General features: G+C 63.9%; 14 protein-coding genes. 10 read left to right on the plus strand and 4 right to left on the minus strand.

The window, feature by feature from the left end; genetic code table 11:
- The first annotated feature begins 106 nt into the window (after positions 1-106).
- Genes NKG96_RS20760 through NKG96_RS20770 form a run of 3 tightly spaced genes read left to right on the plus strand, consistent with a single transcriptional unit; the run spans position 107 to position 1,352 of the window.
- Positions 107-793, plus strand: coding sequence for a helix-turn-helix domain-containing protein (locus NKG96_RS20760; RefSeq protein WP_254538936.1), 687 nt, complete (start codon positions 107-109; stop codon positions 791-793).
- Between the two features lie 2 nt (positions 794-795).
- The gene (locus NKG96_RS20765; protein ID WP_254538937.1) at positions 796-1,185 is read left to right on the plus strand and encodes a DUF7718 family protein; all 390 of its coding nucleotides are present in this window, start codon (positions 796-798) and stop codon (positions 1,183-1,185) included.
- Positions 1,182-1,352, plus strand: coding sequence for a hypothetical protein (locus NKG96_RS20770; RefSeq protein ID WP_254538938.1), 171 nt, complete (start codon positions 1,182-1,184; stop codon positions 1,350-1,352). The genes NKG96_RS20765 and NKG96_RS20770 overlap by 4 nt, the downstream gene beginning before the upstream one ends.
- Before the next feature lie 43 nt (positions 1,353-1,395).
- On the opposite strand, the gene NKG96_RS20775 is transcribed toward NKG96_RS20770, so the two are convergent.
- Positions 1,396-1,659, minus strand: coding sequence for a helix-turn-helix domain-containing protein (locus tag NKG96_RS20775; RefSeq protein ID WP_254538939.1), 264 nt, complete (start codon positions 1,657-1,659; stop codon positions 1,396-1,398).
- Between the two features lie 232 nt (positions 1,660-1,891).
- Between NKG96_RS20775 and NKG96_RS20780 the strand changes: the two genes are divergently transcribed.
- A complete protein-coding gene (locus NKG96_RS20780; RefSeq protein ID WP_254538940.1) occupies positions 1,892-2,071 on the plus strand; it encodes a hypothetical protein in 180 nt (59 codons plus the stop codon).
- A 99-nt stretch (positions 2,072-2,170) separates the two neighbouring features.
- Here the strand turns inward: NKG96_RS20780 and NKG96_RS20785 are convergent, their stop codons facing one another.
- Positions 2,171-2,755 carry a DUF8102 family protein gene (locus NKG96_RS20785; protein WP_254538941.1) on the minus strand — a complete coding sequence of 195 codons (585 nt, stop codon included), beginning with the start codon at positions 2,753-2,755 and terminating at the stop codon, positions 2,171-2,173.
- A gap of 66 nt (positions 2,756-2,821) precedes the next feature.
- On the opposite strand from NKG96_RS20785, the gene NKG96_RS20790 reads away from it, so the two are divergent.
- From NKG96_RS20790 to NKG96_RS20815, 6 genes are all read left to right on the plus strand, one after another.
- The gene (locus NKG96_RS20790; RefSeq protein ID WP_254538942.1) at positions 2,822-2,965 is read left to right on the plus strand and encodes a hypothetical protein; all 144 of its coding nucleotides are present in this window, start codon (positions 2,822-2,824) and stop codon (positions 2,963-2,965) included.
- A gap of 269 nt (positions 2,966-3,234) precedes the next feature.
- On the plus strand, positions 3,235-3,489 hold the full coding sequence (locus NKG96_RS20795; protein WP_254538943.1) for a hypothetical protein: 255 nt from the start codon (positions 3,235-3,237) through the stop codon (positions 3,487-3,489).
- Positions 3,486-7,226 (plus strand): hypothetical protein, encoded by a 3,741-nt coding sequence (locus NKG96_RS20800; RefSeq protein ID WP_254538944.1) that lies wholly within the window; start codon positions 3,486-3,488, stop codon positions 7,224-7,226. The genes NKG96_RS20795 and NKG96_RS20800 overlap by 4 nt, the downstream gene beginning before the upstream one ends.
- Positions 7,227-7,388: 162 nt before the next feature.
- Positions 7,389-7,775 (plus strand): hypothetical protein, encoded by a 387-nt coding sequence (locus tag NKG96_RS20805; RefSeq protein ID WP_254538931.1) that lies wholly within the window; start codon positions 7,389-7,391, stop codon positions 7,773-7,775.
- On the plus strand, positions 7,772-8,746 hold the full coding sequence (locus NKG96_RS20810; RefSeq protein WP_254538932.1) for a hypothetical protein: 975 nt from the start codon (positions 7,772-7,774) through the stop codon (positions 8,744-8,746). Before NKG96_RS20805 ends, NKG96_RS20810 begins: the two co-directional genes overlap by 4 nt.
- Positions 8,747-8,758: 12 nt before the next feature.
- Positions 8,759-9,751 (plus strand): hypothetical protein, encoded by a 993-nt coding sequence (locus NKG96_RS20815; RefSeq protein ID WP_254538933.1) that lies wholly within the window; start codon positions 8,759-8,761, stop codon positions 9,749-9,751.
- Between the two features lie 6 nt (positions 9,752-9,757).
- Here the strand turns inward: NKG96_RS20815 and NKG96_RS20820 are convergent, their stop codons facing one another.
- Positions 9,758-10,393 (minus strand): tyrosine-type recombinase/integrase, encoded by a 636-nt coding sequence (locus NKG96_RS20820; protein WP_254538934.1) that lies wholly within the window; start codon positions 10,391-10,393, stop codon positions 9,758-9,760.
- Between the two features lie 132 nt (positions 10,394-10,525).
- Positions 10,526-10,714, minus strand: a complete 189-nt coding sequence (locus tag NKG96_RS20825) for a DUF8118 domain-containing protein (RefSeq protein WP_254538935.1) — start codon at positions 10,712-10,714, stop codon at positions 10,526-10,528.
- Positions 10,715-10,819 lie beyond the last annotated feature (105 nt).

Below are 10,819 nucleotides of genomic sequence, written 5' to 3' on the forward strand. Positions count from 1 at the left end.
CATATGGTATTAAGCCTTTTGGAGATAGACAATAGGCTTGCATATTGCGGTAAGTCTACTTGTAGTCACCAATAGGACTAAGCCAATTGGCTACATACAACGGGACATGACCGCACGGGAGCGCGACGAGAGCGGGAAGTACACCGAGACGGTCACGCTGGCGGGCGTGCTCGACGTGTTCGACCGCGTCCGAGGGCCTCCCGTCGTTACGTCCTCGGACGTCGCCGAGCACCTCGATTGTACGACTGAGGCGGCCCGGCAGAAGCTCGCCCGCCTTGTCGAGCGGGGGGACGTCGACCGGCGAAAGACCGGACGGACGGTGATATACTGGCGACCGGACAGGGGAGAGGGGGGCCCCCGACGAGAAGCGACGGAAACGGTCCGAGAACCACTCCGTGACGACGGGGGGTCTACCAGGGACGACGGACAGACCGGCGAGCACGAGCCACCGGCGGACGACAGCGGTGGGTCGCCCGGAACGGACAGCCTCGCGAGAGACGACAGGTTAGAGGAGCAGTTTCGCGCCTACCTCGCCGGGCGGACACCCCGGACGTCTCACGGGAAGGCCGCGACGGTCGACGTCTTTCGACTCCTCCGGGGGCGGGGGACGATGAAAACCAGCGAGTTGAAAGCCGAACTGTTCGACCGTCACGGCGACGTCTACGATAACGAAAAGTCGCTGTGGGAGTCTGTCTCCCGGTATCTCGACGAACACCCCGGTATCGAGAAAGGCGGCTACGGGGAATGGCAGTACGCCGGCGACGAGGCCGCCCGCGACGCCCTCAACGAGTGACCGTGACCGACGATCCGCGAGACTACGACCGGGAGTTCACGACGGCGGCCGGCCGCAGCGCCCGGCGACGGCTCGGTATCGACACCGACCACGGCGAGGTGACGCGCTTCGTCGTCCAACTCGAGTATTGCACCGACCCGGAGGCCGATGAGTGGGCCACCGTCGTCCGGTACGACCACGACGGCGAGGGGAGTGACGAGGCCACCCACGACGTCACCGAGGAGGGGTTACACATCGACGTCTACCGCGACGGGGCGAAGGTCGACAGTCACGAACTCACTCCGCCCATGCCGGCGAACGCGGCCCTGAATGCCGCCGAAGCCCATTTGAGCGAGCACGTTGAAGGCTACCTACGGAGATTTGAGCAATGGCACGGGATACAGAACCCATGACCGACGAGGAGATCGACGCGCTCCGCACGGAGTTGCACGAGCAGCGCGAGGAGATCCGCGACTACCTCGGCGGCGAGGGCGTCGACGTCAGGGCATGGGACGACGCCCCGGCCCGTGACCACGGCGACGCGGTCGACGAGGCCCGACCCGACGGCGGGAGCGAGTGACGAACAAAGGATTCCTGATTGTTAGACAGAGAGCGTGGGTCTCTCAACAGCGTCGTTCCTGCTCTGCGGTGTCCGAGTGTTGTTCCTCCCAGTGACCATGCTTGGCCAGTTTGACCGTCGCCCGGCGAAGCAGTTTCGAGAGTTCTTGGTCCGTGACGCCGACTTCTTCGGCGAGTTCGACGGTGGTGATACGCCGGGGGACGTCGAAGTACCCGCGCTCGACGGCGGTCTGCAACGCGTCTCGCTCCTGTGCGGTCATCGGGACCCCATCCGTCCGGTCGACATCGTCCATGTGTGTGTGTGTCACGATTCGGCCCTCCTTCAATTCATGGCCTGTTCTGGCCACAGTCGGTCGAAACGGCACGTCTTGGCGTCATGAACGACAATGGTAGAGGGAACACCAACTGGTATCCGTCTGGCCGCCCTCACATCACGTGAACGATTGACTCACGGTTCCTGTGACCGTGGTATTCCCCTTGAGGACCGACTTCTCTGTGAACTACCCCTGAATCGCGGATTGCTCGTTCACAGAGAGACTCATGTCCAACACAGCACCGACCATCGAGAGCCGGGAAGCGCTCCACGAACAGTTCATCGCCCTCATCGACGCTGCCGAACGCGGCAGCGTCGATGTAGAGGGTGGGTACGACGTCGAAACCACCGAAGGGGGTAACCTCTACGACGTCGAGGTTATTGCCGTCAGTCCGAACCGAGACTGAAACACTCGCGGCACGTGTCTAACAGCTGCGTCACGACGAATCGGTGTGAAAGAAATTTCGGGGCTCACACCGCCCGGCGGCCTCCTCGCACCGCCCCCGTTACAAATGCTCCTCAGGGTTCGGGTGCATACCGCCGTAGTCGAGGGCCATGTGGGCTTTGTACGGTATCTCCTCGCCAGCCTCGAGCACCTCCCGGACCTTTTCCAGGGGCGGACACTCCTCGAGCGGTGGGACGTCAATCTCGACACCGACCTCGACGGGCGCGTACACGCCGTGTTTGTCAGCGTATTCGCGAATGACGTCGTTCGCGACAATCTCCTCGAGGGTGTCGAAAATCGCCTCGCGGTCGGCGTCGGCGCGTATCATGTGGTAGACGGCCGCGAGCACGGCGCCATGTACGATACCGAGCTCGTAGTCGTCCCACTCGTCGGCCGGGAACAGCCGGCTTAAGTCGTCCTCCTCGAGGAGGAGGAGGTACTGTATGTCGATGAGGGCGTTTCGGAAACGATTACGTATCTTGTGTCGCTTTTGCCGAACGGCGCTATCGCTCATATCCGCCCGGACGCTCTCGCCCTCGGCCGCGAGGAGAAACGCCCTGTCGTGAGGCGTGAGAATCCCCCGGTCGCGGTCGGCGTCAGGGTCAACTATCCTGGTATCTGAGTCCCGATTTCCGTTACTGCTCACGGTAACACCCTATGCCCACACTACAAAAGCATTAATGGTGGAGGAGCAATAATGGGCAGATAGAGAATGGCGACGACGATTACGACGATTTCCGTTCACGCCGAGCGCGCCGAGGCGCTTCGGGAAGTTCGCGACGAGCACGACCTCCCGAGCATGGACGCCGCTCTGGAAGAACTACTAAATCAGAGAGGCGAGAGAAGCCACTCGTGAACGGTAGTATCGATGAAAACACCGTCGGCCTGAATCTGTCCAGGACCGGGCCGACGGCGTTTGACGAGTTCGGGCTTGGTAACCCGGCCGCGACGTGTCACACGACGCGACCGGGTGAGGGGCGCGACGGTGACACGACGAGCAGGCGGTGGTGCCTGTGAGTGTTCCTTCTACCGCCGGAGCCTTTAGAGTTACTGCATACTCTAACGGCCGGCCATCCACGCCCGTCAATGGCCTCCAGCACGCCTTAGTGCTGGCATTGGGGCTACATGACGGACACTCAGGACACGAATAGTCGTATCGACGACGACCGACCGACGCCCGAAGCCTCGCCGAGCGCTGGCTGGCGAGCGACGGCCGCGCTTATGCACGTCACCGCCGGCCTCGAGGAGTGCGACGTTCTCGGGTGCGACGGCGACGCCGAGCCCGTCCGGGTGATTGACGACGCCGTCGACACTGACGCCGTCCGCGAGGGCGTCCGGTGCTCGGATCACGCGAAGGACTTTCTGGAGGTATCTTCATGACTACCGCCGACACCGACGACGACACGCTCGAGGAGCTCGCCGAGTACCTACGACTGAATCCCGAGGCGACCACGCCCGAGGCACTCGGCGCAACCGATACCGACCCGGCCGTATGGGGTGACATCGTCGACGGCGCCCTCGCGACCGACGAGCCTCACCTGGCGCTCGAAACGCCCGACACCGGCGCGTCGGAGGGGAATTCTCGGGACGCAAACCCCACCCTCGAGGCGGACAAACCGGCCTCGACGACGTCCGACACTCCCGATACCGACGGTTCGGCGCTCGTCGACGCGCTGGAGTGGTTCCACCAACAGCTCAACCGCGATCTCCCCGACGAGTGCGACTACGACACGCCCCGCGACTACTACCGCGACGGGCGCGGGTGGAGCGCCGACACTATCGACGAGAAACTCCTCGGGTACGCGCCGGCGAACTACAAAGACGACCTAATCGCCTATCTGTTCGACCGAGGACACGGCCGCGACGAGATTCTCGCAACGGGGCTGTTCGGCGAGCGCGACGACGGGAACCTATACGCGACCTGGAGCGGGCGCTACGTCCTCCCGTATTTCGACGCCGACGGCCGGCCGGTGTTCGCGATCTCGCGGGCGACCGACCCGGTTCACTCGGCCGACTGGAAGGGCAACAAGTACGATAAGCTCCAAGTGACGCGCGAGGACGTCACCGCCGAGGAACCGATTTACGGCCTCGACACCCTCGAACCCGGCGAACCCGTCCTTATCACCGAGGGGATCGCCGACGCGATCACCGCTCACCAGGCGGGGTATCCCTGTCTCTCGCCGGTGACGGTGCAGTTCAAGAACAGCGACCGCGAGGACCTCCTCGACGCGCTCGCCGAGCGGGACGTCGGGCGAGCGTACCTGATTCAGGACGCCGAGCGACCGACGAGTGACGTCGACGACCGCGACCGGCTCACCCTCCAGCAGTTCGGCGACGGCGTCAAAGGCGCCGTTCGGACGGCCGCCTATCTCGACGACCACGGCCTCGAGGCGAGAGTCGCCGAGCTCCCGCGCCCCGGCCTCGAGAAAGTCGACCTCGACGACTACCTCCAGGGCTGGAGCGACGACCTCACGCCGCTCCTCGCCGGCGCGAAACCCGTCGACCAACACCCGGCCTATGACCCCGACACCGCGAGGGACGTCGCCCTCGACGCCGCCGAGGCGAGCACGATTACCGCCGACGCCGTCGACACCGACGGCGACCACTCGGCGCTATTCGACCTCACTATCCCGGACGTCACCGGCCTGTCGTGGGACTACCGAGGAGCGAACCCGCTCGGCCACCACGGCGAGAGTGAGAACTACTTTGTCCTCCTCGAGGGCCACGGCGTCGCCTACGACCACAAATACAAAGCCGCGTACAACGCCCTCACGTACCTCCTCGTCGACGCCGGCGAGCGACGGCCGACCTCACCGAACGGCCGCCTCGACGACGCCGAGGTGTTCGCGGCCTGGCGACACGCCAAACGCGAGGGCTGTATCCCCGACGACGACCCGATCCCTCACCGCGCCCTCCAGTACGTCGCTCGCGAGCACGACCTCATGGAGGACGGCGACCTCATGGACGGGTGGAAACTCCCGCGCGAGGCGTACAACGCCGCCCTCGAGAAAGTCCGCGAGGAGTACGGTGTCGACCCCGGCCGAGGCGACATAGCCGCCGGCGAGCGCGAGCACACCGCCGTCCTCCCGGCCGCCGTCCGCGACCTTACCACGGCCGCGAGCGGGTGGGACTGGAAACACGCCGGTCGCGACGACGACACCCTCACCGTCGAGGACGCCCGCGAGCGGACGGTCGACGCGATCGCCGACGCCTACACCTCGAGCGACCGGGTGCTCGTCGAGGCGCTTCCGACTATGGGGAAGTCCTACGGCGCCGTGAAAGCGGCCGCCGACACCGACCAACAGGTGACGGTGCTCACCGGCCGAGGACACAAAGAACAGTACGAACAGTTCCGGGAGTGGTGCGACGAGCACGGCCTCGACTACTACACCCTCCCGAGTTTCACCCGCGACTGTGACACGGCGAACGGCGAGCACGGCCAGGAGTGGGCCGACACCGTCGCCGGGTGGTATCGCCGAGGCGCGACGCCGAAGGAGATTCACAAGTCGGCCGAGTACGTCCTCGACCGCCCGCTCCCGTGCCAGGAGCATGAGGGCCAGCGGTGCCCCTACGCGAGCAAATGGGACTTTGACCCCGACGAGTACGACGTCCTCATAGGCCACTACAACCACGCACACAAAACGAAAGTCTCGGCCGGCCGGACGGTTGTGTTCGACGAGTTCCCCGACGCCTACGAAACCCTCCTCGGGCCGGAGCTCCAGGGCGCCGTATCGTATTGGCTCCAGGCGACCGACGACGTCCCGTTCGACGACTACACCGACCTCCTCGAGAACCGCGACGACCAAAGCCGGCGCGCCGACGCGCTACTGTGGTTCGACGAGCACGGTGTCGAACCCGACGAAACCCATGTGTTCGACGACGCGAGCGCTCACGCGGCCGCGCCCCTGGCGGTGTTTACCCTCCTCGCGAGCGACGACCTCGGGAACGGGTTTGAACGCGCCGACCTCGAGGACGTCGGCCTCGGTGTGTTCGACCGCGCCCGAGGCGGGGTGTCGGTGCTCCAGGCGCCGGCGCTCGAGTACGCGAGCGGTGTCGTTGCCCTCGACGGGACGCCGACGAAACGTATGTGGGAGCTCGCCCTCGGCGAACGACTGAATCACCGGCCGGTGCTCCAAGGCGCCGAACGCGCCGAGTACGTCCGCGACGCCCTGAATCTGAATCTGGTTCGGACCACCGAGTACGTGAAACCGTACAACTCGGCCGACCACGTCAACACCGAGCAGGACGCCGCCCTCCTCGAGGCGATCACCGAGAGACACGGCGAGCGACCAGCGGTGATTACTACGACCACCGCCGAGCACGAATACGACGCCGACGGCGTCCTCGAGCACGTCGCCGACACCAAACACTACGGAAACGTCCTCGGGAGTAACGAGTTCGACGACACCCGGCTCGGCGCCGTGATAGGGTCGAACCACTACGGCGACCACTACATCAAGAAGTGGGGCGCTTACGCCGGCGAGGCGGTCGACCGGGGCGAGGAGAAAGGCGCCGGCCTCTCATACAGCGGGTTCGGCGACGACGTCCTCCAGCATATGCGCGAGCACGATACCCTCCAGGCGGCAATGCGGTTCGGTCGCGACGGGAACGGCGCCGTCGTCTATGTGCACACCGACACCCTCCCCGAGTGGGTACCACTCGCCGGCGAAGGCCGAGTGCTTACGACCTGGAGCGACGGTATGCGGGACGTCGTCGACGCCCTCAGGGACCTCACCACGGCGACCACGGCGGACGTCGTCGCACACCCGGCGGTCGACCTCTCCCGACAACAGGTGTTCGACCACCTGGAGAACCTTCGCGAGCGGGGCGTCCTCCAGCGGCAACAGGACACTGAGGACGGCCGGCGGGTAGTGTGGCGCGACGATGGCCTCCACCGGCTCGGCGAGCACGGCGACGTCGAATTAGAACCCGTCGACCTGGAGGACCTCGACGACGACGAGGTTCGTAAACTGGCACGTAGTAGTATCTATACGTGGGAGTTTACGAACCCCCCTGCCGAGGACGGTGATTCGACCGGCGACCCGTCGCTCGCGACGGTCGACCCGCCGCGAGCACCTGCGAACGGGGGTGACCGACCGCCCGATGACGCCGATTAGCCCCACTCACTCGGCCGAGGTACGCGGTTCCAACAGTCGCGACGCCGACACGCCTACGCCCCGCGACACCATACACGGAGGTAACTGTATTCTATGACCTCGTCGCAACAGACCGCCGGGAGTTCGGTTGTAGGGAGTAGTAGTACGCCGGACTACGCGGCCGTGAGTATCCCGTCGAAACCGCCGACGGAGTACGACCACGTCGAACGGCGGGCCGAGCTCCTACAACAGGTGCGCGACCTCGGTCACCCGTCGATGATTCACCAGGGCGAGGCGGCCGAGCGCTACGGCGTCAGTCAACAGCAAATCTCGAAAGACCTCGACCGTATCGCCGAGTACGTCGACGCGAACCTCGGCGCTCGGCATGAGCTCACTATTGACGCCGTCTTTCAGCGGTCGATACAGGGCCTCCTCGAAAACGAGGAGTACCGGAAAGCCGCGAAGACGGCGAAGGATTACGACGAGTGGGTGACCGACCGAACCGACCTCGAGGAGATTCAGGAACAGCTCGAGTTTCTCAAAGACGCACACCAGGAGCAACAGAAATGACGTCTATCGACGACCTCAAACACGACTTGAAAGGAGTATCGGAGGGTGTCCTCGGCGACCTCGACACCGAGGAACGCCTACGAGTGTTCATCAAAGAAGCCGCCGAGGACCGCGAGGAGCGGATCGAGTGGCTCACCGAAACAGCGCCGACGAAACAATACGAGGCGACCGATCTCGAGTACACGGACGGAATAAAGAGATACAGTCTCCTCTCCCTCTCGGCGAGGTACGAACTTCAAACGCTTTATCAGGCTATCAGCGAGCACGAAGCCGACCGTGACAGGTACATGGCTCTCATGCTGTTGAACGAAAGCCTACGTCGCCTCTCTCGCGGCGGGTTTGAAATCGACGAGTTCGGACGATTCGATGCGCCGGATCACGACGACGCCGAGTACGCATACGGCGAGAAACACCCCCCTGACGCAGCATACCTCGCGACCAAATATCGCGAGCTGTGGGAGGACGTCCCGGCCGAGTCTCTCCTCGACGAGGACGACCGGAGCGGGACAACAAAACAGTTCCCTGGCCTCGCGGCGACCGGTCTTATAGCGTATGCCGAGGACTATTCGGGGTTCGACGACTTGGAGATAGACCGTATCCCATCGGAATTAGCGAGGGTCGAAATGTTGCTCGCGAAAACGCTCGTCAAGTTGCACGTACACTTCCACGGATGGCGTATCTTCGCTGAGGAGTACCTCGACGTCACTCTTGACGAGTTCCTGGGCCTCACAAGGCCACCGGAGGACACCGATATGATTCTCTCGCCGGCCCCCTCAGTGCCGGAGATCACCGAGGAGAATTGTGAAAACATCTTGTCGCTCAAGGGCGATTACCTCGAGGCGTATCAATCGATTCGCGAGGAGTATGCCGACCGGCTCGGAATGGAGCGTCCCGACCCGCCTCTATCCCTCGACGACCGCGCCGAGGCGTTTGCTCAGGCGATGGGTGAGGCTGGTGTTGACCGATACTGAGGTGATTCAATCATGAAACGGCTCACCGACCTCCAGCACGACGTCAAGAACGTACAGGACACCGTCCTCGGCGACCTCGACGCCGACGAGCGGGTGCGAATGTTCCTGAAAGCGGCCGCCGAGGGTCAGGACGACCGCATAGAAATGCTCCGGGACTCGGCACCGAGATACGAATACGAACACCGCGACCTGGAGTTTACCCACGGGGCGATACAGGCGTTTTCACTCTCGAGCATGGCGAACGCCGAGCTCGAGCGGCTCTATACGGCGATAATAATGCACCAAAACACCCGAAATATGCACGTCGCCGTCGTCCTCCTCAACGAGGCGCTTGAGCAACTATCCCAGGGCCATTTCACCGTCGACGAGTACGGGAACGCCGACACGCCGACGTCATGGCCTCACGACTACGGACCCCAGTACGACCCCGACGAGTCACGCCTCGCCGGGAAGTACCGCGAGCTGTGGGACCGGAACGAGCTCGAGTTAGCGTTCGATACCGAGGATCGTTCGCGGCCGTATTTCGCAGAGCTCGCGGCCGACGGGTTACTCAGCTACCGAACCGAGGTGACCGAGAACTATCAGCCGGCCGCTATGGCGCGCGCCGAAAAGCACCTTACCGACACCGTCGCCGAGTTCTACCGAGCGTTTTACACGTACCGTCGCCTCGCCGAGGAGCACCTCGATATGACACTTGACGAGTTCCTCGGCGCGTCGCAAACCGAGCGACTCCCGTTCGACGACTGGACGGGGCCGAGGCGGCTCACCGAGGAGAAGTGTCGGGACCTCCTCGAGCGGATGCAGCTGTATATCGACGCCTACGAGGAGAGTCAACAGAAAGTCGGCGAGGTGCTCGCCGAGGGGGCGCCCGACGCGGTCGACGGCTTCGACGACGACGAGATAGCCACGACGGGCGAGCTCATGCAACAGTACGACCTCGACGACATGGTAGAGGCGCACGTCGCCGATCTCGCCGAGGAGTTCGAGGATTCGTCGGGATTCTAACCCCCGTCACCGGGGGACGAGGTGGCTGTATATTTGGTCGGTAGTCTGCCGGTTCGCATGGCGTAACCGAAGTTGCGCGTCCTCGAGGCGGCCACCGTCGACCTGGATAATCCGATAGGCGACCGAGTGCCGGAGGGTGTGAGGCGTGACGTCGTCGGGTTCGCCGACACCGCCGCCGGCGACTTGGGGGCGGACGTCGGCCTCGGTCGCGAGCTTTCCGACGAGTCGCTGGAGTGACCGAGTGGTGAGGCGGTCGCTCGAGCGGGTGGGAAACAGGGCGTCAGTGTCTTTCCAGCGGTCGCGAAGGTATCGCCGGAGTAGGCGGACGGTGTCGGTCGCGAGCTCGAGTGTCGCCGGCGGGGGCGAGCCTTTCTGAATCCGGCTCGGGAGGTACACCGTCCCGGCGTCTACGTCGAGGTGGCCGACGTCAAGAGCGCACAGTTCACCGGCGCGTAGACCGGCATCATAGAGGAGCGCGATGATCGCCTCGTTACGGTCTTGAAGGTACGTCGGGACGGCGTCGGTGAGGCATACGTCCCGGAGTCGGTCGACCTGTTCGGGTTTCAGCCAGGTACGGGCGCGGCCGTCGCTATCGGTGTGTTGAACGTCGGGATTCGTTACGTCGGTGTGTGTCGTCGACATGGTTCTTAAACGGTGGTCGGTTTCTCGGGTGCGAACGTCGGGGTTTGTAGTAAACTACGACGTTCGCCGGACGCCGTGACACACCCCGAAGGGTGGATACATTACAGTACGTCAGACAAAGCCGGCGCTCGCCTACTTTCCGCCCCGAACACAGGTACACTCGGCCTCAACGTCGTCGCGCTGGATCGCCTCAATCCCGCACGCCTCACACCGCCAGTACGTCGCCCCGGTCGGCCGGTCGTACTTGTTGAGCTCGGTGTGAGGGCCGGTAATCGGTCGGTCGTCGGTTCCTTCTTGGGTCGCGGTATCGTAGGCGGACATGGGCTTAGTCTCCAAGACAGCCCTGTTCGGGTGCTCCAACACCCGGACACTTCCTGAGAAGAAGCGCCCCGAGGAATGGGTCTGTCTCTACCTATTGGTAGTAGC

The sequence above is a fragment of the Halomarina litorea genome (assembly GCF_024227715.1).
Classification (GTDB): domain Archaea; phylum Halobacteriota; class Halobacteria; order Halobacteriales; family Haloarculaceae; genus Halomarina; species Halomarina litorea.